This window comes from Photobacterium kishitanii (assembly GCF_000613045.3).
GTDB lineage: Bacteria > Pseudomonadota > Gammaproteobacteria > Enterobacterales > Vibrionaceae > Photobacterium > Photobacterium kishitanii.
Map to the genome: position 1 here is coordinate 360,925 of NZ_LN794352.1, position 23,535 is coordinate 384,459.

Genomic DNA, 23,535 nt, shown 5'->3' on the forward strand with positions numbered 1-23,535 from the left:
TGGCATTTATTAACGTTATTTTTCAGTACTGAATGAGTTCGTTGCCGATTTTTGTTTAATGAAATCAATAAATAATTTCGTTTTAACATGATGATAGTTTAATTTGGGGTAGTAGGCATAAATTGCATTTGTCGGCTGCTTTAATGTTGGTAGCACTGGGACAAGTAAGCCATTATCTAATTCTCGTTTGATGGTTTGGCGGCTGGTTAAAATTAGCCCCATTCCAGCAACAGCACCCGCAACCAGCACTTCTGGGTTGGTGGTAATAAAATTGCCTTGTAATCGCAGCCGCTGATTATGCTCAAAAATATGATCTTGTTGATGACCTTGATCGCCAAATAATAGGTAATTATGCTGACATAATTGCTCGGGGGTAGTGATTGGCTCATTATTTTCAAGGTAGGCAGGGGCGGCATAAAAACCATTACGATAATTCAACAGTTTAGTTGCTATATAACTGCAAGAGTTAAATTCAGTGATTTCTCGGCTGATAAATACATCGAGGTTGAGATCGGGAAGTTGCCCTGCAGTTACGGTATGGAGCTCAATTTTTATTTTTGGGTAACATTGACTAAATTCAGTTAAGTAATTAACCAATAAGCGACTGCCTGTTGCTAGTGGGGCGCCAATACGTAATATGCCGCCGACCTCACCATAGGTAGCGGTTGTTTCTGCCAGCATTTGTTGCCAGTCATTGACCAATAATGCACTGCGTTGATAAAACAATTGGCCTGCATCTGTCACGGTTAAGTGGCGAGTAGTGCGTTTTAAAAGCTGTACACCAAGTTGTTTTTCTAACCAAGATAATCGTTTTGATAATGCGGAGCTGGAAGTGTTGAGTTTATTAGCGGCTTGCGCCAATGAGCCGTGTTCTACCACGGTGATAAAGCTATTCGCGCAAGTGATCCAATCCATAAATGTATTATTCCTTTGTTACAATATTAATAATCGATTAACTGGTCTAATGTAGCGTATGCTTAGCGATGAGAAAATGATTAAGATCGTTTTGACGTTTTACATATTGATATTAATGGCATATATGAAATAAGGATGCTATGAGAAAAGCCTCAAGGATGAAGTTAACAAATCGCTTAGTTGCCTTTGTTACCATGATCGTGATTTGCGCGATTTTAGTTATTTTTATCGGTGGAGCCTTGAGTTTCCGTAAACTCGGCCAAGACTCATTAGTGCATTATCTTGATGGCGTTGTTAGCGTTATTGATCAAGAACTTTCTGAGCCTCAAGGACCTCAGGCGTTATCTCGTTGGTTGCCGACGTTATTAGAGGCGAGTAATGTGGTGACGTTAACGATTAATGATGGTGATAAACAACTGTTTGGTTTTGAAGGTCACCAAATCGTTCCTGATCCTAATATTCTGTATCATCATCAATACTTACTGCCATTACATCCTCGCTATCAAGTAACAATTGCGGCAATTCCACTTTATAGTGAATTTACCTATTCTCTTGGAGCGATGTCATCCATTTCATTAGCATTGCTGATTGTAATACTCGGCTTAATTCGAGGTGTGCATTGGTTACGTACGCAATTATATGGTTCTGAATTGTTAGAAGAGCGTGGCCGAATGATTTTAGCTGGTCGCGTCGATCAATATGCTGAAGGCAATGATTATGAGTGGCCAGCAACAGCCAGTTTAGCCCTTGATCAATTAATTAGTGAACTTAAAGATGCTCGTCAAGAACGGAGTCGATTTGATACGTTTATTCGTACTCACACTTTTTTAGATCAATTAACGGGTACCGCTAATCGCGTGTTATTTGATAGCCGTTTACAGTCAATGGTGCAAGATCAAGATAGCCATGGTGCAGTAATTCTATTGCGTTTAAGTGACTGGGATGAGCTGTGCTCTCTGCAGGGAAAAACGATTGCAGATGAGTTGCTACAAGATATCAGCGTAATTTTATCTAACTTTATTCAGCGTTTTCCAGATACGGTATTAGCGCGTTATTTTGATGCTGAATTTGCGATTCTTATTCCCCAGCAACCCGCCAAAGAAATTAAAATATTTACTAATCAATTATTGAATGCCGTTGAGCGTATATCGCCACCATCACCGATGGAACAAGACAATTGGTGCCACATCGGAGTGACATATTTTCATGGTGGTGATCGCCGTGGACGGATTATGGATGAAGTCGATACCGCTTTACGCAGTTCACAGTTACAAGGCGCAAATAGCTGGAATAGTTTTAAGAAAGATCATCAATGGGATAAATCGCGCGGTAATGTACGCTGGCGTAGTTTGTTTGATAAAACGTTGGTGCAAGGTGGGCCGCTATTATATCAACAGCCGATTATTATGGCGGTTGATGAAGAGGTGATGAGTTATGCCTTACTTGCTCGTATTAACGATGATAATGGTGACATTATTAAAGCATCACATTTTATGTCCGCTGTAGAGCAAGTAGGTTATTCGGTGCGTTTTGATCGGGCGGTTATTCGTCAAACCTTGATGTTGCTCAAGCAGCAATCGGCGGATAATAGTTACGCGGTTAATATTACTACTATCAGTTTACGTGACAAAAAATTTGTTAAATGGCTACGAGATGAATTATTACAATTACCACGTCCGGTACTGAATCGGTTATTGTTTGAAGTATCAGAAAGTATGTTGGTGAAACATCTTGACGCGATACGACCTATATTACGCGTATTAACGGGGCTTGGTTGTAAGCTTGTTGTTTCACAAGCGGGTCGAACTATAGTTAGTACTTACTATATTAAAGATATTAAGGCTGATTATATTAAATTACATCGTGGCTTAGTACGTGATATACATCAGCGGCAAGAGAATCAGTTATTTGTTCGAAGTATGCTGGGAGCGTGTGCCAATAGTGATGCCCAAGTGATTGCTGTCGGTGTTGAAACCAACAAGGAATGGCGGGTGCTACAACAGCTCGGTGTGGTCGCTGCACAAGGGCGCCTTTTTGCTGCTGAGCGACCAATATCTCCAACTGTAAATACTTTAAAGGTATAATTATTAAAGAGTTAATGTGGAAGGTATTATTTAAAGTGATGTAGGTCTTACATTTAATAGATTAATATTGTGAAGCACTAACTCTTTACCTAAAGTGCGAGCTGTTATTCGGCTCTAACTTTCGGCTTACTTTTATCATGATCCAGCGCTTACTTTCTCCTCTTTTTTCCCGTAAAAATTCTATATTAAATGCTGCGCTTGCTCTGTTTTCTGACACGGTTGTTTTAGTTGCTGATAATGAAGCTGATGTTATCGCTGATTCAGTGTCAATTACATCGGTAACCGAGTGGCAAAGTGCGATTGAGATGTTGATCGCTAAGCATCAATTAGCGGGTAGTCAACTTGCTATCATTTTAGGGCCGGGGCTATATCAAAGTTTATTGATTGATAAGCCTGAGCTGAGCGGTGATGAATTGGCTCTCGCGCTGCCTTATCTGGTTAAAGATTTAGTTAATGAGTCGCCAGAAGATATCGTTGTTGATGGCTTTAACAGTTTAAATAACGATCGTATTCAAGTGTTTGTGAGCAATCGTCAACAAATGAATAAGATTGTCTTAGCCTGTCAATCTGCAGGCTGTAGTGTTGGCTGTATGACAGTTGACAGCGTGGTTTTGAGTGAATTTACCGCTGAAAATCGCAGTCAATTAGTCGTGCATCGCTATGGCAATGGCAACTTACAATTAACGGCATTTAGTCAGTATAAATTGTTTTTTCAACGCCAATTGCGCGGGTTTGATGTACCTCTCGTGGCAACCCCAAGTTCTGATATCCAAGCATTACAACTGGATAGTTTAGCGTTAGAACTTCAGCGCTCGTTGGATTTTCTTAGTGCGCAATTACGTGATAACTCGATCAGTCAGTTATTAATTAGCTGTGATAATGATGATAATCACCAATTAGCGCAGGAATTAAATGTTCGCTTAAATGTTACTGTTGAAGCGCTTGAACCACCGGTGTCATTATTAACCTCCACAGGAGCGCGTGTTGCTTGGGCGGGACTTAGGCAAGGATTATCATCTTCAATTAATTTCTACTCACAACATCTACAACCTAAACGACAGCGGTTAACCCTTAATAATATGGTGGCAAGTTGGTTAGTTCTCATAGTGTTAATCAGTGTCGTTAGTGGCGTTTATACCTATAAATCTCGTCAGTTAGCACCTAAATTAGCATCGAGTAAAGCCCAATTAACGGCGGCACAAAGCCAACTGACGTTGACTCAAAAACAATTACAGCTCCATATCGTTAGCCCAATAAAGCAGCAGCGTGTTAGTGCCTTAGAACAAGAAATCATTGCTAAACAATCGACATTAAAGGCTGTTGCTAATCATGATGTAAGTTTAATGGTTGGCTATGGTCAAGTATTAACCCAACTTGCAGCTGCTGGCTCAAACAATATAGCTATTGAACGTATTTCGATTTCAGGTAATGCGCTGGATTTAAACGGTGTTGCTCGAACGCCGGAGGCAGTACCTGGATGGTTAGGGACATTTAATCGTTATTCCACTTTGGCTGAGCGGCGATTCCAGTTACTCAATATTGGCCGAGATGATACCAATCAGGTCACTTTTACATTGCAAGCCCAGCGCATACAAGGGGCAAATTGATGAGAATAACCTGGATTGAATGCCAACAAAGATTCAGTGGCTTGTCATCACGAGAGCAATGGCTGATTGCTATTTCAGGTTGGGTTGCGATCGGCTTTATTGGCGTGTTGATGGTGCTAGAACCACAATGGTTACAGCTGAAAAGCCAAATGAATAACGTCCAGACCACGATGAATAATACTATTGCTATCCGTAATAATATTACGGTATTGCAACGTCAATTAGCCCAAGATCCTAATAAAGATATTGAGGTTAAAATAGCGCAACTGACTCAAAAAAATACTCAGTTAGTACAACAGCTACAACAAAAGATTGGCGGCTTAGTTACCCCGACACAAATGCCAAATATCCTTGAGCAAGTGTTGCGCCACAGTAAAGAATTACGGTTGCAGAGTATCGTGTCATTACCCGCAGCTCAGCTAATAAGTGGTGAAGAGCAAGGTTATTACATTCATCCATTACGGATGACGTTTGAAGGAAAGTATTTTGATGTTATTCGCTATTTAACTCAGTTAGAGGCGTTACCGGTTAATTATTATTGGCGCAATTTAAACTATCAAGTAATGCAATATCCATGGGCAAAAATTGAGCTTGAGCTCTATACCTTAGGTGAAAGTAAGGACTTTATTGGTGGTTAAATATATTGCGGCAGGGTTAGCGATCAGCTGTTTATTGCGTGCGGTAAATGTACAGGCTCAGCAAGATCCAACAGCACCATTAGGGTGGCAAAAAAAATCGCCATCAGCAGTTGTCTCAGCACCATCATTACCACAGTTACAAAGTGTTATTTGTGAACAGCAACGTTGTCGCGCCATTTTAAGTGGTCAAACGGTGAGGGTTGGTAGTTATATAAAAGGCTACACCGTAAGTCGAATCAGTGATAGTTCAGTGATGTTAACCCGCAATAAAAAACAGTGGCAATTGTCACTATTTAGCGCAGATATTAAGCAGTGAAGGTACGTAAAAATATGCAACGGATCATACTTGGTGTAGTTATCGCTTCGTTAGTTGGCTGTTCAACCCAAATGGGACATAAGTCCCCAGTGGCGATTAAACAAGCACTTAATCAAGCTGCGAATGATGCGGTAAGTCAACCTATGTTTGAGTTACCAGCTGCTGTTAACAGTGATTTGATGCCGACATTGGCTACGAGTGATTTTCAGACACCTCAAGCCTTAGAGAAACGCTTTCGAGTCAATGCGCGTAATGTTGATGCCAATGCGTTTTTTTCTAGTTTAGTTCAAGGAACACCGTTTAATATCGTGATTCATCCCGGTGTAAGTGGCTTGATTAGTTTGCAATTAAAAGATGTCACACTTGATGAAGTGCTGGATGTTGTTGATGATGTTTATGGTTATAGCATTACCCGTAAAGGTAATATTATTCAGGTATTTCCGGCTACTTTGCGGACTGATATTATTCCAGTAGATTATTTACAATTGCAGCGTCAAGGGGTGTCGTTGACCTCGATAACAACGGGATCTATCGCTAACGGCAATAGCTCTGATTCAAATTCAGGCGCTAATGATGATGACAACACGACAGAAGGCGTAAGCACGACGACGGGTGGCACTACTATTAAAACCACTTCTGAAAGTGATTTCTGGCAACAGTTAGAAAAAGTGGTACGCGGTATGATTGGTCACGGTGAAGGCCGTAATGTAATGATATCACCGCAAGCGGGTTTAATTTCTGTGCGGGCATTTCCAAACGAATTGCGTGAAGTGAAACAGTTTTTGGGGATTTCACAACAGCGCTTAGTACGTCAGGTGGTATTAGAAGCCAAGATTATGGAAGTGACCCTTAATGATAGTTATCAGCAGGGGATTAATTGGCAAAATATCACCCGTAGCATTGGTGGCACTAATATTGTTGTGGGTTCAACCCCGATAGTTGATGCCGCAGCAATTGCAGCATTGCCTGGTGGTAACGCCATTTCAAATTTGTTAGGCGGCCAAACTAATATCACCATTAGTGATGGTAACTTTACTTCAGTACTGAGCTTTCTGGAAACCCAAGGTGATCTTAATGTGCTCTCAAGCCCACGTGTGACTGCGGCTAATAACCAAAAAGCGGTGATCAAAGTGGGTGGTGATGAATATTTTGTAACGAATGTTTCGAGTAGTAATGTTTCGGGAGATAACAGTACCGCGGCCCCTGATATTGAATTAACGCCATTTTTCTCCGGTATTTCATTGGATGTAACGCCGCAAATTGATGATCAAGGTGGGGTGTTATTACATGTTCATCCAGCGGTGGTTGATATTAAAAATGAAATCAAAGCCGTAGATCTGGGGGAAAAGTTTGGGGTTTATCAATTGCCATTGGCGAAAAGCACCATTCGTGAATCAGATTCCATTATTCATGCTCGCAGTGGTGACGTAGTAGTGATCGGCGGCTTAATGAAAACAGCGATGACAGATCAAGTATCAAAAGTACCGTTGTTAGGTGATATTCCGCTGCTGGGTAATTTGTTTCGTAACATCAATAAAGTGAAGCAAAAAACCGAATTGGTTATTTTATTGAAGCCAACCGTGATAAGTGATCAAACTTGGCAAAAAGAGATCGAACGCTCACGAGCATTGGTTAATGAATGGTTTCCAGAAGATAAGTAGCCGATGTATTTATCGCACTTTGAGCTTCATTCGGCCCCGTTTTTATTAACGCCTAATACCGCCTTATTTCATGCTTTATCAACTCATTTAACTGCAATCGATACAGTGTTAGTTGGGCTGGCAATGGGGGATGGCATTATTCAGGTATCAGGTGAAGTTGGAACCGGAAAGACCCTCGTTTGTCGAATGTTAATCAATCGCTTACCGGCAAAATTTGATTTAGTGTATTTACCGACTCCCGCGCAATGTGGAGTGACGTTACAACTGGCGTTAGCGCATGAATTAGGACTGAATATCGATGCTGATCGGCATCGACTCACTATCGATATTCAGGATCAATTACTGCAGCGGAAAGCGAATGGACGTGCGGTAGTAGTACTTATTGATGAAGCTCAAGCATTGCCTGATGACGCATTAGAAATGATCCGTCTATTAGGTAACCTTGAGACAGAATCAGAAAAGTTACTCCATATTGTGTTAGTTGGTCAGCCAGAATTAGATCAGCGTTTAGCGCATTATCAATTGCGCCAATTGCAACAGCGAATTACTTTACGTGCCATTTTATTACCATTAACTGAAGCAGAAGCCGTTGCTTATATTGAACACCGAGTGTTATTCGCTGGGGGGAAGCCGGGATTATTTTCAGTGGCCCAAGCGCGCGCGATTTGGTTTGCGAGTGGTGGTATTCCAAGATTGATTAATCAATTAGCCCATAAAGCATTACTCGCAGCCTATAGCCAGCAGCGTCAGTCTGTTCGTCAGCAAGATATTAAGATAGCGATTGCTGATACTGTCGCGGCTCGGCAATCAAGTCGGTTGTGGTGGCGATGGCTGAGATGGAAATATTTATGAGTGAATTAAATCGTCGTTTGAGCGCGTTAACACAGCAGTCTCATGATGCGGCAGTTGTATTACAGCCAGCTACGATCAAACCATTACCTAAAAAACGCTGGTGGTATGGTGTGGTGGCGATTTTGATAGCGGTAATGTTAATGGTTGTGCTGAGTTATTGGCGACAACAGTCAGCCGAAGTTGTTGCACTTGCATCATCAGCTTCGGTAGCAGCAGTTGCTGTGGCTGCACAGCCTCAAGCTGTCGCCAGTCTAACTGATTCCGATCGTGTTGTTTTAACTGCGATGCCAGAGGCTGAGCCTGCTATTGAAACCCTTGAGATGGAACAAGAACTCGCAAGTTCGTATGAACAAGGCTATGACAGTGGTTATCAACAAGCATTAGCTGAGCAACAAGCGAAAGATATTGCGATTGAGCCTCCACAAGAGGCTAAAGTCGCTTTAGTCTCAAAACCATTACCAAGTAGTTTATCGATAAAAACCGTGGCGTTAACACCATCACAATTAGCTGAGGTTGAATATCGTAAAGCGGAAAAAGTATTGCGTCAGGCGAATAGTCGTCAGGCGATTATTCATCTTGAAGCGGCATTAAAGTATCGCCCTCAATGGGTGGTAGCTCGTCAAAAATTGGCAGCATTATATTATGGTCGTGGTGATAATCGCCAAGCCGTTGCAATGTTACAACAAGGATTACAGCAGCAACCGCAGAATACTGAATTGCGATTAACGCTAGCTAAATTATTGGTGAATGAAAAACAATTTCAAACGGCGTTAACGGTATTAGAACAACCGTTGAAAGTCGATTCAATCGCTTTTTTAGCGATGCGGGCGGCACTTGCTCAGCAGTTAAATAATACCGCCTTAGCACTGACGAGTTATCAACAATTGTTATTGCATGATGCTAGCGATGGGCGCTGGTGGCTGGGATTAGCCATTGCTCAAGAGCGTAGCCAACAACAGACCGCGGCCTTAGCTTCTTATCGAACCGGATTAACCCATGGTGGGTTATCAGCGGCATCACAACACTTTATTCAACAACGTATTATGGCGTTACAAACCCAAAGGAGCTAACAGGTGCAAATTCGATTACGTAAACGTTTAGGCGATCTGTTGGTTGATGAGCACATTATTGCACAGCAGCAATTGGATCAAGCCCTTACTCAACAGCGAACCACAGGTCGTAAATTGGGGGATACGCTGATTGGAATGGGTTTCCTCAGTGAACAACAACTGTTGCAATTTTTAGCGCGCCAATTAGATATTCCTTTGGTCGATTTAAGCCGAATTGTGGTTGAGAGTGAGGTGGTGAACCTATTATCAGAAGTTCATGCCCGTCGTTTACGCGCTTTAGTGATCAGCCATCGTGGTGATGTGGTCCGGGTGGCGATGAGTGATCCCGCTGATCTAGCGATGCAAGAAGCACTACTTAACCAGTTGCAGCAATATCAAATTGAGTTTGTGATTGCCCCCGAACGGCAATTGATCACCGCTTTTGATCGTTATTATCGCCGTACTAAAGAAATCGCTTCGTTTGCCGAGCAACTTAACGCCGAACATAAAACTCAACAACATTATGGGTTTGCTATTGAAGATTCTGATAATGATGAGATGACAGTGGTAAAGCTGATCAATTCATTATTTGAGGATGCATTGCAAGTGGGGGCGTCAGATATCCATATTGAACCCGATGAAGATGTATTGCGGATTCGACAGCGTATTGATGGCATTTTGCATGAGACCCTACTTAACGAAAATAGCGTTGCAGCAGCTTTAGTATTACGACTTAAGTTGATGAGTGGTCTTGATATATCAGAAAAGCGCTTACCTCAAGATGGACGCTTTAATGTTAAAGTTCGCGATCACTCGGTTGATATTCGTGTATCGACAATGCCAGTCCAATATGGTGAGTCGGTAGTTATGCGCTTATTGGATCAATCGGCGGGAATTCTCGATTTAGATCATGTCGGCATGCCTGCGGATCTTTTATCACGGGTTAGACGCCAATTAAAACGTCCCCATGGAATGATCTTAGTTACTGGGCCGACGGGCTCAGGAAAAACCACCACCCTATATGGGGCGCTAAATGAACTGAATAAGCCCAGTAAAAAATTAATTACCGCAGAAGATCCGGTTGAGTATCGCTTACCGCGAGTCAATCAGGTGCAGGTGAATAATAAAATAGGGTTAACTTTTTCTTCGATTCTACGGACTTTCTTACGCCAAGATCCAGATGTGATTTTGGTCGGTGAAATGCGTGATCAGGAAACCGTTGAAATTGGTTTACGTGCCGCTTTAACTGGTCATTTAGTGTTATCGACTTTGCATACCAATAATGCGATTGATAGTGCCTTACGAATGATTGATATGCAGGCGCCAGGCTATCTGGTCGCTAGTGCGGTAAGGGCTGTATTAGCGCAACGATTAGTGCGTCGAGTGTGTCGCGACTGTGCTCAAGTAGCAGTATTAGAAGCGGAGCAGCAGTTATGGTTACGAGCATGCCATTTCGGTGATGATCATAGTGTGTTTAAGCTTGGTCAAGGCTGTCAAAGTTGTAACTTTACCGGTTATAAAGGCCGAGTTGGCGTGTTTGAATTATTAGAAATCGATCAACCGATGATGGATGCTTTACGCAATAATAATGCGGTGCTATTTAGCCAAATTGCACGAGAGAGTGACGGTTATAAACCATTGGTTGAGTCGGCATTGGCACTGGCTTTAGCTGGGGTCACCAGTTTAGATGAAGTCATGATCTTAGCCGAAGGTGATTTTGATGATGGCCATATTGGGTTGCCAGTAAATGAAACTATTTAATTATCGTGGTCGTGGCGCACAGGGTAATATTCAGCGTGGTCAGTTGGAAGCATTAACCCAATCAGCGGCGGCCGATCAATTATTACGCCAAGGTATTATTCCGCTAGAGATCAAACTGGCGCCTAATAACCACTCATTATTTGCTGTTAGTGGTTGGTGGCAACGGTCATTACCGATTGAAGTGTTGGTTATTTTTTGTCGGCAGTTATACAGCTTAACTAAGGCGGGAGTGCCGTTATTACGTGCATTTAAAGGCTTAGAACAAAGTGCTAGTCATCCATTATTACGCTCAACGCTAGCGGAAGTCGCAACAGAATTAACCAATGGTCATTCGTTATCTGCAGCTATGAAACAACATCCTCGAGTGTTTTCTGATTTATTTGTGTCCATGATCCATGTTGGAGAGAATACTGGTCGCTTGGATCAAACTTTATTGCAGCTTGCTAATTATTATCAGCAAGAGATGGATACTCGACGCCAGATTAAATCTGCAATGCGCTATCCAATGTTTGTCATTATTGCGATTGGACTGGCGATGGTGGTGTTGAATACTCAAGTTATTCCACAATTTGCAGGCATGTTTGCTCGGTTTGGGGTTGATTTACCGTGGCCGACCAAGGTATTGATTACCACCTCAAACGTATTTGTTCATTATTGGCCATTAATGATCGCCATTAGCGTCGCACTTTGGATGAGTGTTCGAATGTGGCGTAATACTATTGCTGGCCAACAGCGGTGGGATCTATGGCGACTGCGAGTGCCTATCGTTGGCAGTATTATCAATCGAGCTCTAATGGCACGTTTTTCGCGTACATTTGCGTTAATGGTACGTGCGGGGTTACCGCTAAATCAGGCTTTAAAAATGGCAGCCGAAGCATTAGATAATCGATTTTTAGAGCAACGGTTGTTGGAAATGAAGCTTGGTATTGAAAGTGGTAGTAGTATTGCTACGACAGCCGCAAATACGCATATTTTTACTCCGTTAGTATTGCAAATGATCGCGGTGGGTGAAGAAACGGGTCAAATAGATGATTTATTATTAGAGGCTGCCGATTTTTATGATCGTGAAGTTGATTATGATTTAACGACCTTAACTGCTCGTATCGAGCCATTATTATTATTAGTGGTATCGGCAATGGTGCTCTTACTGGCTCTCGGTATTTTCTTACCAATGTGGGGGATGTTAGATGTCGCTAATGCAGGCTAATATTTATAAACTCCAAGGTGATTACACTATTAATTACCATTGATGGAAATATTAATTTTTTATTTACGATTATATTAACTATCTACTCGTCATTATTATTAAATACAACATTAGTTGTATTCTAATAAAGAATAACAATATTGTTAATTGGTATTTAATTGTTGTTTTTTTATTATATATTAATTGGTTGCAAATAATTGTTGGCAATATTTTGACTAAGTGAGAAACTATTAAGATAGTTTTTTGACAGTTTATGTTGTTAGGAATAACCATTGTCAATACGACCTAAAGGTTTCTCATTTATTGAGTTGGTTATTGTCATTGTGGTTATTGGTTTATTAATGGCAGTAGCGTTACCGCGATTTATTAATATTATTCAACAAGCAAAACAAGCCGCTATTGAAACAGTTAGTGGTAATTTTGCGACGGCGGTTATTTCTGCACGGGTGCAATGGGAAGCAGATGGTCACCCACGAACACCTAACGATAATAATACGGTTAACTATGACGGCAGTATTTTTAGATTAACCTCAGCAACCACTAACAGTTCGGTATTAATTGGATATCCATTTGCATTACTAACTAGTATGACCACGGATGTTGAACAATTAACGGCCCAAGATTGTGTTGATTTAATTGAGAACTTATTACAAATCCCACCGCCAGCAACGGCATTAATCGCCAACGTTGCAATGGGAAAATATATATTTTTCGTCACGGTTGAACGACAACAAGCGCATCAACAGTGTCGATATTATCAGTTAGCATCTGCTAGCAACCATCGCTCAGGCGCAATTAATGTGACTGCCGGGCATTCATTTACTTACATACCGGCTCAAGGTCGAGTTGAAGTGAATTTACATCAGAAAAAGGACTAAGTTATGAAACGTCAAAACGGTTTTACATTAATTGAATTGGTGGTGGTGATTGTAATTCTCGGTATTTTAGCCGTAACTGCAGCACCTAAGTTTTTAAACTTGCAAGATGATGCGCGTGCGTCATCACTACAAGGGTTGAAAGGCGCGATTGATGGTGCGGCAGGGATTACTTATGGTAAGGCTGCGATTCAGGGCGTTGAGTCTAAAGATACAGCTACTGTAGATGATATTGCAGTTGTTTATGGCTACCCAGAGGCAACTTCTGCTGCGTTAAATTCAGCAGTAACAGGCTTAGCGCAAGATTGGAAAGTAGTAACTGATTATCCAAAAGATGGCAAAATTGCTTACACATATAAAAGTAATGATAAAGCTGATGAGTGTATCGTTACTTATTCTCAAGCGACGAGTTCAGCTGCAGCAACAACAGTAGTTATTCCAGGTACTGGTTGTACACCTTCATCTAAATAAGCTGATTAATATCTAGCGCTCTGTGGAGCGCTATTTAGTGATGTTATTTTATTTGAAATAGCATCACTAAATAATCATCATAAAAGGTTAGGGCTGTGGCGCGACAACATGGATTCACCTTAATTGAATTAGTGATGGTGATTATTGTACTGGCGATTATCTCAGTTACTGCTGCCAGTCGTTATGCCAGTAAATCGAGCTTTAGTGCCCAACTTGCTCGTGATCAAGCGATAGCTATTGCGCGTCAAATTCAAATTACGGCGATGCAGCAACAACGCGGTTGTGCAACGTTAACGATTAATCAGCAGTTATTCGGTTGTGCGACTCGTCAAAACGCCACCAATTACCTTACGACCATAAATGATCTGGTCACCATTACCCCAAATTATATTATTGCTTTTAATTTACTTGGGCAGCCATTAAATGCCCACGGTGAGCCTCAATGTATGACTGGATGTGAGATTGCCTTTACTGCTAATAATAACAATTACGCGAAAATGTGTATTAATCAGCAAGGTTACATTCACGCGGGGGCTTGTTTATGACCTGCTTTGGTCGTCGAACTCAGCGTGGATTTACTCTAATTGAAATGATTATTACGATTGTCATTTTTGTGGTGGCAATGCTTATTTTAAGCCGCTTTTTATTTCCGCAAATCGCATTATCAGCTCAACCGCATTATCAAGCTCGAGCTGCGGCGTTAGCGAATGCGATGATGAGTGAAATTTTAGCGCGTAAATTTGATGCCAACAGTGATGATAATGGTGAGCAAATTCGCTGTGATGATACTCAAGATTTGCAGGGCAAAGCGATTAATAATCCATGCTCATTAAACCTAGTAGCAATCTCGGATAGACAACAGTTTTCGAGCGTTGATGATTATATTGGCTGTTGGCAGGGCAAGAGTGCCCATTGTGACGGCGGTAATGGAATGGCGTTGAGTAATGCACTTGGTGATTCGATTGCAGCAGACTATAGCCATTTTACCGTGACGGTGGCTGTTTTTTACGATAACAATTTAACTAATACGCCTAATCCTATCGCAGCAGAAACCCCTCATAATTATAAGCGTATCAATATGGTGGTTGATAGCGGCCGATATGGGCGTTATCAATTTGCAGCTTATCGAGGTAATTATTAATGTTATCACGGCGCTCGCAAGGATTTACATTGATCGAATTGATCATGGTGATCGTGGTGATGGCAATTATTACCATTGGTATTGGCCGCTTTGTCAGTCTCGGTACTGAGGGCTATTTACAAACTCGTGATCGGGAACAATTACAATCCCAAGCTCGATTTGCGGTTGAGAGAATAAGTCGCGAATTACGTGATGCGGTGCCAAATAGCCTTGAAATCACTAGTGATGGGCAATGTTTGGCGTTTAAGCCGATTCAATACAATGGTGATTATGTTAACCCAAGTCTAACGAATATCGATGTGATTACCGGTTTTATTACTCAGACAATAGCTCCGCAATTTCAATCCGATATGATATTAGTGATTAACCCTCATAAAGCTCAGGATTTTGATGGTGTTAGTGATCAAGCTGCTAAAGTGAAAGCGATAAATAAAGGCACTGAAAGTAATCAATGGCAATTTGAACTTGATGGCCAACATAGTTTTGGCAGTGGTTCATTGGCACAGCGTTTCTATATTTACACTCATAGCGTTAAGTTCTGTATTAAAAGTAATAGCCTCACACGCATGACCATCAATAATTCGGGAATCGAATCACAGCCAATATTACTGGCACAATATATCGATACTAATTTGTCTGCTTTTGAGCTCGACAATGCCGCCCTTGCGCGTAGTGCGTTAGTGGCTTGGCAATTAACGTTTACTCGTAATGGTGAAACTAGCCGTTATAACCATACTGTACAGGTGATGAATGCGCCGTAATTACTCTTCATCATTGGCTTCCCAAACGGGTAGCGCCTTAGTGGTGGCTATTTTTATTATTACTGTGATGTCGATGATGGCTGCTGCAATGATCAAAATTAATGCGTCGCAAGCGGTAACCACCACTCAAGAAATACTCGGTACTCGAGCATGGTTTGCTGCTCACAGCGGGATTGAAATTAGCTTAAATAAATTATTCCCGATTGGTGATCCGAATCAAATGTTAACTTGTGAAGCTATTCCTACTCCGATCCCATTGGTGGATTTTAATGGGTGTCGTGTAACCGTAACATGTAATGAATATTCAGCTAATGATAATACTGTGGGTAGTGCCGAACGACGCATAAAGTTAAGTAGTACTGGATACTGTGGTAGTGGTCAATATCAAGTGGCTCGCCAGCAACAAGTGTGGGTTAAGGGATTGTTGTAATGAAATATAAATTATGGCTTAAATGTGTTTTATTATTATGGTTAATGCCTTGGGCGGTGCAAGCAACGACTACTGAGTCGTATAATATAAACTCAGATTTTAAATCAAGTGATATTAATATATGTGATATTTTATCCTTGCCTCTGCAAGGAATAAAAAACGACTCAGTTATAACGATTAGTAATAATGTTAATATTAAAGGATTAAATAATAACATGTTAGGTTTTTCAAAGGCTGAATTTAATTCAGGAAGTGGAAACCCAACAGATAATGATTATTGTAATGGTAATCGATGTGTAATTAATCCAGATAAACAAGTAAATAAAATAAAATTACCTGTGTTTGATGTAACTGGTGGCGGTGTAATATCTAGTTGGAATGATAAATATAAAAAAATTCTTCCTGGAAAATATACGAGTATGGATATAGGGTTATCAAGTGTTATATTTTCTAGTGGTGACTATTTCATTGATAAAATCAGCATTCACAGTAAAAGTGAAATTATTATTGAAGGTAATGTTCGTCTGTTCATAAAGAGAATGAATATTGGTGATTCGGATATTAATATGTCAGGTAAAAGCTCTGATTTTCAGGTTTTTATATATAATAGTAATTATATGGCTGTTGTAAGTAATAATGCAAAAATTAAAGCCTATATATATTCTGAATCTGAGCAGCAATTGCAACTTACTAATACAGTAGAGTTTTATGGTTCTATAATAGCTAGTAAACTTGAGTTTAACTCTACTGTTAACTATTTTGGAGAAAACAGTTGTGAAATAGAAACTAAACCAATTGGTTTTGAGCTATTACCGAATGATACGATATTTTTAACTTGTGATATGGTACCAATTGTCATTAATGTATTAGATGATAAAGGTAATGTTGATATTAATCATAATGGAAAAGTAACTTTAAGAACTAATGTTATTCAGAGTGATATTGCATTTTGGATAGATAATGGTAATAAAATCGATGTAGAAAAAGAAATAAAAATAAAAATAAAAAATGGACAAGGGAGTGTTTTTCTTAAAGCAAATGTAATTGCAGATGTTAAAGTTTTCGCACAAATAAATGATGTTGTTAAATCTAAGCTATATAAATTTGTTCCTTATAAATTTCACGCTGAAGCACAGCGTATTATTGCCGGTAAGCCAGAGAACGTTGAGCTAAGTGTCCTAAGTTGTAATAATAATTTAGTTAATGTTGAAAAGAGTTACTCAGGAATACGTTATTTAAAATTCAAAACAAAATATATAACACCATCTACAAAGGGTAACGGTGTTATTAATGTTAACAATAATAATAAAAATATTGAGTTTGAAAATGGAAAAACATCATTAAATATAATGTATCCTGATAGTGGCGTCGTTAATTTAATTATAACTGATCCTAATTGTACTAATGATAGTTGTATTATAACCAAAACAAAAAATCGAAAGATTACCAATAATACTGAGTTAACTGGATCTGTAAGTATATCCTCCCGTCCTTGGACATTTGCCATGTGTCCTCAAGTGGGTGACAGTTTTACTGGAACTGCGACGAGTGGCGATGGTTTAGTTGCGGCGGGAGAAGCGTTTGTAGTGCGAGCTAAACCATTGCAATGGCAGGCGGGTGATAGCTTAAATAACCCTATTGATGTCACAAATAAAACTTACTGCCAACGGCCAATTACCCCCAATTTTTTTGCCAATGGTGCGCCGATTACAACTTTAACAGCTTCGATTGCTGGTATTGATACACCAGCAAATGGCCATCGAGGTGAGCTTAGTGGTACTGTAGCGCAACCAAACAGCGGATCTCATGATAAGGTGGCAATGATTTTTAATAATTTGCGCTGGAGTGAGGTTGGCAGTGTGGCGTTAAAAATGACCGCTAATAGTTATCTTGGTATGACGATCAACCCAAGTCAGCGTGCTATTGGGCGTTTTTACCCCAAACAGTTAGTTATCACTGATAGCGTAATCACCAATGCCCATACTGAATCATCGCCGTTCACTTATATGGATCAAGCTTTCACTGCTAATGTTACCGTCGAAGCACAAAATGTTATTGGTGAGCCGACGTTTAATTACGGCGAATTTGCGCCTCAATTGAAAGAAACATTGTTATTAACGGCGGTTGATCTTAATCCGCAAACCAGTATAAATGATCTCAGTTCACGCTTGGATCAAGCTAATTTAGCTAATGATTGGCAGCAACAGTGGCAGCAAGCACAATTAACGATTACCAATGGTGCACTGACATTTAAACGTCTACCTAAAAATGGCACTCATGCTACCGTGAAAATGACCACGGCAGATGGTCCGTATGAGGTTGGATTGGGCTTGTCGGTACAGCCTCGTTCACAATGTTCGACATTAGGTTGTACGGATTTTATTGCTAAAACGCTACCGTTACGCGGATATAATACTTCTCAGGCGGCCTCTATTGCTCCTCTTACGGGTCAAGTCAGTAGTCGCTATGGCCGAATGGTATTACAAGATATCAATGGTGTGTTTGATAAACCGTTAACCATGCCACTTAAAGTGCAATATTGGAATGGTGAGCAATTTATAATCAATAGTGACGATAGCCGCTCGCGATTTAATAGTCAGTGGTCATGTAAGCAAATTATCTATACCTCTAAACCACATGATAAAGCCAGTTTAGTCGCGACCAACAATAGTGTCTCGCAAGGTCAAAATAATTCGCTACAGGTATTACCTGGCATCGGTGAAAATGAAGCCTATATAAAGCAACAATTACGGTTTTGGTTACGAATAGCCGCTCAGCCTGCGAGTAATATTGGTTGTACAGAAAATAAAATGGCAAATCAGCCATGGTTAACATTTAACTGGCGTGGTGTTGGTGATGAGGATCCATCAGGGTTGGTGACCTTTGGCAGTTACCGTGGTAACGATAGAATCATTTATCGTGCAGAAAAAGGCCTCAATCAACCCATAGAGTAAATAAATTGCGTGTCTAGGCGCGGTTTAGCGATCCATATCTTGTTTCACTTGGTTGCACTTGATACATTGAGCGCAATTTACGATTTTTTAACGCTTGCAGGAATAGCTGAAGACTATGTTTAAGAAGCTTCGTGGCATGTTTTCCAATGACTTGTCTATTGACTTGGGCACAGCCAACACCCTTATTTATGTCAAAGGACAAGGAATTGTTCTTGATGAACCCTCTGTAGTGGCTATTCGTCAAGATCGCGCGGGGGCAACCAAAAGTGTTGCCGCAGTAGGCCATGACGCCAAATTAATGCTTGGCCGTACGCCAGGTAATATTGCTGCTATCCGTCCAATGAAAGATGGCGTTATTGCCGATTTTTACGTTACAGAAAAAATGCTTCAGCACTTTATTAAACAAGTGCATGATAATAGTTTTTTACGCCCAAGCCCACGTGTATTAGTGGCAGTACCTTGCGGTTCCACCCAAGTTGAACGTCGCGCTATTCGTGAATCGGCTCAAGGTGCTGGTGCGCGTGAAGTGTATTTAATTGATGAGCCTATGGCGGCAGCAATTGGTGCGGGCATGCCTGTATCAGAAGCAACTGGCTCAATGGTGATCGATATCGGTGGTGGTACTACTGAAGTTGCGGTTATTTCATTAAATGGTGTCGTGTATTCATCATCAGTACGTATTGGTGGTGACCGTTTTGATGAAGCGATTATTAACTATGTGCGCCGTAATTACGGTAGCTTGATTGGTGAAGCAACCGCTGAACGTATTAAGCATGAAATTGGCTCGGCTTATCCGGGTGATGAAGTGCGTGAAATTGAAGTGCGTGGTCGTAACCTTGCAGAAGGTGTACCGCGTAGCTTTACATTGAACTCCAATGAAATTTTAGAAGCATTGCAAGAGCCGTTAACGGGGATTGTGTCTGCGGTTATGGTTGCACTTGAGCAATGCCCACCTGAACTAGCGTCTGATATTTCAGAGCGCGGCATGGTGCTAACGGGTGGTGGTGCATTATTGCGCGATCTTGATCGTCTACTAACGGAAGAGACCGGAATTCCAGTCGTTGTGGCTGAAGATCCATTGACGTGTGTAGCTCGTGGCGGCGGTAAAGCGCTTGAAATGATCGATATGCATGGTGGCGATCTCTTCAGCGAAGAATAATACCACCATGGGTTTTCAACTAAACAGGTTATAGCGTTATATGAAACCTATATTTGGCAGAGGTCCATCTCTGCAATTACGCCTGTTTCTTGCCATATTACTATCGGCTAGCTTAATGCTAGCCGATAGTCGTCTTGGTGCTTTTGCCAATATTCGTTATTTATTGAATTCGGCGGTAGCGCCGCTGCAATATGCTGCCAATTTACCGCGTGAAATGTTAGATGTTCTGCGGGGGCAATTCAGTTCTCACCAACGATTATTGACAGAAAATAAAGCATTAAAACGTGATTTATTAGTCATGAAAAGTAATGTGTTATTACTCGATCAATTACAGCAAGAAAATCAGCGTTTAAGAAGTTTACTTGGATCTCCATTTGTTCGTGACGAGCGTAAAATGGTGGCAGAAGTAATGGCGGTTGATTCAGATCCTTATAGCTATCAAGTAATGATAAATAAAGGCCGTGTTGATGGCGTTTATGAAGGTCAGCCGGTAATTAATGATAAAGGTATCGTTGGCCAGGTTTCTTATGTCGGGGCGCATAATAGTCGGGTGTTATTATTAATCGATCCGACTAATGCGATTCCAGTGCAAGTTGTTCGTAATGATATTCGTGTTATTGCCACTGGTGGTGGTCGTAATCATCAAATTTTACTGGAGCATGTACCCAGTAGTACGGATATTAAAAAAGGTGATTTATTAGTGAGTTCAGGTCTTGGTGGACGTTATCCTGAAGGTTATCCCGTTGCGCGGGTAACATCGTTCTCATTTGATAATAAACGCCCATTTGCGCAAATTACCGCTAAGGCAACAGTACAATTTGATCGCTTGCGTTATTTGTTATTAGTATGGCCAACTGATCGCGTTAAAATGAGCACTGAACCTGCTGTTACCGAGGCTGCTCCAGCAACTGTTGTTGAACCTTTAGTCGCACCAGTAGTCGCACCTGTAACGACAACGACGACAACTGCTCCTGTAGTACCAGCTTCGAATAAGGTGAATCATGCCAACCAATAAAGCACATGGCCGAATCTGGATTTGGTTATCATTTTTATTTGCGTTAGTGTTACAAGCGGTACCTTGGCCTGGAGAACTTGAGCCCTTTCGACCATCATGGGTAGTATTAGTAACTTGCTATTGGGTATTAGCATTACCTCATCGAGTTAATGTCGGTACCGCGTTAGTTGTTGGTCTATTATGGGATTTAACCTTAGGGTCAACACTTGGTGTTCGTGGGCTAATGTTGTCAGTGATTGCTTATATTATTGCGCTTAACTTTCGAGTGTTACGCAATTTATCACTCTGGCAGCAGGCAATTGTGATTGCGTTATTATCATTGGCCGCTAAATTAATTGAATTCTGGGCTGAATATTTAGTCTCAAATATTAGTTTTTATCCGCAGCAATTATGGGCGGTGTTATTAAACTTTATATTATGGCCGTGGTTATTTTTATTACTCCGTCGAATTCGGCGTAAATTAGCCATTCGCTAGTAACGATTAACATTATAGGGGGAAGCCAACAGGTATTCCCCCTTTGTGCTTTTGGCGCAAAAATTGCAAATTTAACAATTTATTATTTAATACAGGATAATTATGGCTGCTATTCAACTTTACCTTGCCTCTGGTTCGCCACGTCGAATGGAGCTTTTGACCCAACTTGGTTATAACTTTGAGCGCATAGTGGTTGATGTTGAAGAGTGTCATCAAGCTCAAGAAACAGCAGCACAATATGTGCAACGCCTGTCACGAGATAAAGCCTTTGCTGGTGTAAAAGCCGCTAATAATGATATTCCAGTACTCGGTGCTGATACTATTGTTGTGGTAGATCAACAAATTCTAGAAAAACCTGTCGATTTTGAGGATGCGGCGCGTATGCTGAGGTTATTATCAGGAAGGCAGCATCAAGTGATGACCGCTGTCACCTTAGCAACACCATCACATAATCAAACCTGTTTAGTGACCACCCAAGTGTGGTTTAAAACTTTGTCTGAGAACGATATTAAAAAATACTGGCAAAGTGGTGAACCGCAAGACAAAGCTGGAAGTTATGGTATTCAAGGTCTAGGTGGCAAATTTATTACCCGTATTGATGGCAGTTATTATGCTGTGATGGGGTTACCATTAGTGGAAACCGACATCATGGTGCAAGATTTTTTAAAGTTATAAGTAGAGGCAACCATGGGCACTGAGCTGCTAATAAATGTGACGCCGAGTGAAACACGTGTCGCAATGATTGAAGGGGGTGTTTTGCAAGAGATTCACATTGAACGTGAATCGAAGCGAGGCATTGTCGGCAATATTTATAAAGGACGTGTTAGTCGTGTCTTACCGGGAATGCAGGCTGCATTTGTTGATATCGGTTTAGATAAAGCGGCGTTTTTACATGCGTCAGATATAGTTCCGCACACTGAATGTGTGGCGGAAAATGAAAAAAAACAATTTAAAGTCCGTGATATCTCGGAACTCGTCCGTCAAGGACAAGATATTGTGGTGCAAGTCGTTAAAGATCCTCTCGGCACCAAAGGCGCCCGTTTAACGACTGATATTACTCTACCATCGCGTTATTTAGTGTTTATGCCAGGGGCGAGTCATGTTGGTGTATCACAGCGGATTGCCTGTGAAAAAGAACGCGATCGACTGAAGAAAGCAGTGGCGCAGCATTGTGATCACCTTGGTGGCTTTATTATTCGTACTGCTGCTGAAGGTGCTGATCCTGATGAAGTGGCACAAGATGCAGCCTTTTTAAAACATTTATGGCGTAAAGTCATTGAGCGTCGTGCGAAATATAAGCCGCGGTCAATGTTATATGGTGAATTGGGTTTAGCGCAGCGTATTTTACGTGATTTTGTTGGTACTCAAATTAATCATATTCAGGTCGATTCTCGGGTTGCGTTTGATAAGCTCAAAGAATTTACCGATGAATTCGTGCCTGAAGTTACCGAAAATATTGAATATTATTCTGGTGATCAGCCTATTTTTGATCTTTATGATACTGAAGCTGAAATTCAGCGTTCACTTGATCGTAAAGTCGAGATGAAATCTGGTGGCTATTTAATTATTGATCAAACTGAAGCCATGACCACTATTGATATTAATACTGGTGCTTTTGTTGGTCGTCGTAATTTAGATGAGACAATTTTCAATACTAATATTGAAGCCACTAAAGCGATTGCACGCCAATTACGTCTACGTAATCTTGGTGGCATTATTATCATCGACTTTATTGATATGGCATTAGAAGAGCACCAACGCCGTGTACTACAGGCGTTAGAACAAGCACTGTCGTTTGATCGAGTGAAAACCAATATCAATGGTTTTACTCAGTTGGGCTTGGTTGAAATGACGCGTAAGCGTACCCGCGAGAGTATTGAGCATGTGTTATGTAATACCTGTCCATCTTGCGAAGGCCGCGGTACAGTAAAAACAGTTGAGAGTGTGTGTTACGAAATTCTACGTGAAATTACTCGCGTTAATCGTGCTTATGATGCTGAGCGGTTTGTGGTTTATGTATCGTCAGCTGTCGGTGATGCGTTAGCGGGTGATGAATATCATGCGTTAGCCGAGCTAGAAGTGTTTATCGGTAAACAAGTGAAAATCAAACCAGAGCCTCTTTATACGCAAGAGCAGTTTGATGTGGTAATGATGTAATGTACTC

Annotated in this window: 22 protein-coding genes; 21 read left to right on the forward strand and 1 reads right to left on the reverse strand. The window is 41.0% G+C overall.

Features of this window, described 5'->3' with window-relative positions; all coding sequences use genetic code 11:
* Window positions 1-15: 15 nt before the first annotated feature.
* Window positions 16-915, reverse strand: coding sequence for a LysR family transcriptional regulator (locus PPBDW_RS01925; RefSeq protein WP_036793092.1), 900 nt, complete (start codon window positions 913-915; stop codon window positions 16-18).
* 140 nt (window positions 916-1,055) lie between these two features.
* Between PPBDW_RS01925 and csrD the strand changes: the two genes are divergently transcribed.
* The 21 genes from csrD to rng all read left to right on the forward strand — a co-directional run bounded on the left by csrD (window position 1,056) and on the right by rng (window position 23,528).
* Window positions 1,056-2,999: an RNase E specificity factor CsrD gene (csrD, locus tag PPBDW_RS01930; RefSeq protein ID WP_036793093.1), complete on the forward strand. Its 1,944-nt coding sequence runs from the start codon at window positions 1,056-1,058 to the stop codon at window positions 2,997-2,999.
* 137 nt (window positions 3,000-3,136) lie between these two features.
* A complete protein-coding gene (locus PPBDW_RS01935; RefSeq protein WP_036793098.1) occupies window positions 3,137-4,606 on the forward strand; it encodes a hypothetical protein in 1,470 nt (489 codons plus the stop codon).
* Window positions 4,606-5,244 (forward strand): hypothetical protein, encoded by a 639-nt coding sequence (locus PPBDW_RS01940; RefSeq protein WP_036793100.1) that lies wholly within the window; start codon window positions 4,606-4,608, stop codon window positions 5,242-5,244. Before PPBDW_RS01935 ends, PPBDW_RS01940 begins: the two co-directional genes overlap by 1 nt.
* Window positions 5,237-5,560, forward strand: a complete 324-nt coding sequence (locus PPBDW_RS01945; RefSeq protein WP_054261967.1) for a hypothetical protein — start codon at window positions 5,237-5,239, stop codon at window positions 5,558-5,560. Before PPBDW_RS01940 ends, PPBDW_RS01945 begins: the two co-directional genes overlap by 8 nt.
* Window positions 5,561-5,574: 14 nt before the next feature.
* A complete protein-coding gene (gene mshL, locus PPBDW_RS01950; protein ID WP_036793104.1) occupies window positions 5,575-7,221 on the forward strand; it encodes a pilus (MSHA type) biogenesis protein MshL in 1,647 nt (548 codons plus the stop codon).
* 3 nt (window positions 7,222-7,224) lie between these two features.
* Window positions 7,225-8,073, forward strand: a complete 849-nt coding sequence (locus PPBDW_RS01955; protein ID WP_036793106.1) for an ExeA family protein — start codon at window positions 7,225-7,227, stop codon at window positions 8,071-8,073.
* Window positions 8,070-9,143 carry a tetratricopeptide repeat protein gene (locus PPBDW_RS01960; protein ID WP_054261968.1) on the forward strand — a complete coding sequence of 358 codons (1,074 nt, stop codon included), beginning with the start codon at window positions 8,070-8,072 and terminating at the stop codon, window positions 9,141-9,143. Before PPBDW_RS01955 ends, PPBDW_RS01960 begins: the two co-directional genes overlap by 4 nt.
* 3 nt (window positions 9,144-9,146) lie before the next feature.
* Window positions 9,147-10,883: a GspE/PulE family protein gene (locus tag PPBDW_RS01965; protein ID WP_036793107.1), complete on the forward strand. Its 1,737-nt coding sequence runs from the start codon at window positions 9,147-9,149 to the stop codon at window positions 10,881-10,883.
* Window positions 10,870-12,090 carry a type II secretion system F family protein gene (locus tag PPBDW_RS01970; protein WP_036793109.1) on the forward strand — a complete coding sequence of 407 codons (1,221 nt, stop codon included), beginning with the start codon at window positions 10,870-10,872 and terminating at the stop codon, window positions 12,088-12,090. The genes PPBDW_RS01965 and PPBDW_RS01970 overlap by 14 nt, the downstream gene beginning before the upstream one ends.
* Before the next feature lie 272 nt (window positions 12,091-12,362).
* Window positions 12,363-12,968 carry a prepilin-type N-terminal cleavage/methylation domain-containing protein gene (locus tag PPBDW_RS01975; RefSeq protein WP_243423000.1) on the forward strand — a complete coding sequence of 202 codons (606 nt, stop codon included), beginning with the start codon at window positions 12,363-12,365 and terminating at the stop codon, window positions 12,966-12,968.
* Window positions 12,969-12,971: 3 nt separating this feature from the next.
* Window positions 12,972-13,436: a type II secretion system protein gene (locus tag PPBDW_RS01980; RefSeq protein ID WP_036793115.1), complete on the forward strand. Its 465-nt coding sequence runs from the start codon at window positions 12,972-12,974 to the stop codon at window positions 13,434-13,436.
* A gap of 95 nt (window positions 13,437-13,531) precedes the next feature.
* On the forward strand, window positions 13,532-13,981 hold the full coding sequence (locus PPBDW_RS01985) for a prepilin-type N-terminal cleavage/methylation domain-containing protein (RefSeq protein ID WP_036793116.1): 450 nt from the start codon (window positions 13,532-13,534) through the stop codon (window positions 13,979-13,981).
* Window positions 13,978-14,577 (forward strand): type IV pilus modification PilV family protein, encoded by a 600-nt coding sequence (locus tag PPBDW_RS01990; RefSeq protein WP_036793117.1) that lies wholly within the window; start codon window positions 13,978-13,980, stop codon window positions 14,575-14,577. Before PPBDW_RS01985 ends, PPBDW_RS01990 begins: the two co-directional genes overlap by 4 nt.
* On the forward strand, window positions 14,577-15,338 hold the full coding sequence (locus tag PPBDW_RS01995) for a PilW family protein (protein WP_054261969.1): 762 nt from the start codon (window positions 14,577-14,579) through the stop codon (window positions 15,336-15,338). Before PPBDW_RS01990 ends, PPBDW_RS01995 begins: the two co-directional genes overlap by 1 nt.
* Window positions 15,328-15,768: a pilus assembly PilX N-terminal domain-containing protein gene (locus PPBDW_RS02000; protein ID WP_036793118.1), complete on the forward strand. Its 441-nt coding sequence runs from the start codon at window positions 15,328-15,330 to the stop codon at window positions 15,766-15,768. Before PPBDW_RS01995 ends, PPBDW_RS02000 begins: the two co-directional genes overlap by 11 nt.
* Window positions 15,768-18,722 (forward strand): DUF6701 domain-containing protein, encoded by a 2,955-nt coding sequence (locus PPBDW_RS02005; RefSeq protein WP_036793119.1) that lies wholly within the window; start codon window positions 15,768-15,770, stop codon window positions 18,720-18,722. Before PPBDW_RS02000 ends, PPBDW_RS02005 begins: the two co-directional genes overlap by 1 nt.
* A 115-nt stretch (window positions 18,723-18,837) precedes the next feature.
* Complete coding sequence (gene mreB, locus PPBDW_RS02010) at window positions 18,838-19,881, forward strand: rod shape-determining protein MreB (protein ID WP_036793121.1); 1,044 nt, start codon at window positions 18,838-18,840, stop codon at window positions 19,879-19,881.
* A 40-nt stretch (window positions 19,882-19,921) separates the two neighbouring features.
* On the forward strand, window positions 19,922-20,896 hold the full coding sequence (gene mreC, locus PPBDW_RS02015) for a rod shape-determining protein MreC (protein ID WP_036793123.1): 975 nt from the start codon (window positions 19,922-19,924) through the stop codon (window positions 20,894-20,896).
* On the forward strand, window positions 20,883-21,371 hold the full coding sequence (gene mreD, locus PPBDW_RS02020; protein WP_036793125.1) for a rod shape-determining protein MreD: 489 nt from the start codon (window positions 20,883-20,885) through the stop codon (window positions 21,369-21,371). Before mreC ends, mreD begins: the two co-directional genes overlap by 14 nt.
* Window positions 21,372-21,473: 102 nt before the next feature.
* Window positions 21,474-22,046 carry a Maf family protein gene (locus PPBDW_RS02025; RefSeq protein ID WP_036793127.1) on the forward strand — a complete coding sequence of 191 codons (573 nt, stop codon included), beginning with the start codon at window positions 21,474-21,476 and terminating at the stop codon, window positions 22,044-22,046.
* A gap of 12 nt (window positions 22,047-22,058) precedes the next feature.
* Window positions 22,059-23,528 (forward strand): ribonuclease G, encoded by a 1,470-nt coding sequence (gene rng, locus PPBDW_RS02030; RefSeq protein WP_036793130.1) that lies wholly within the window; start codon window positions 22,059-22,061, stop codon window positions 23,526-23,528.
* Window positions 23,529-23,535: the final 7 nt, after the last annotated feature.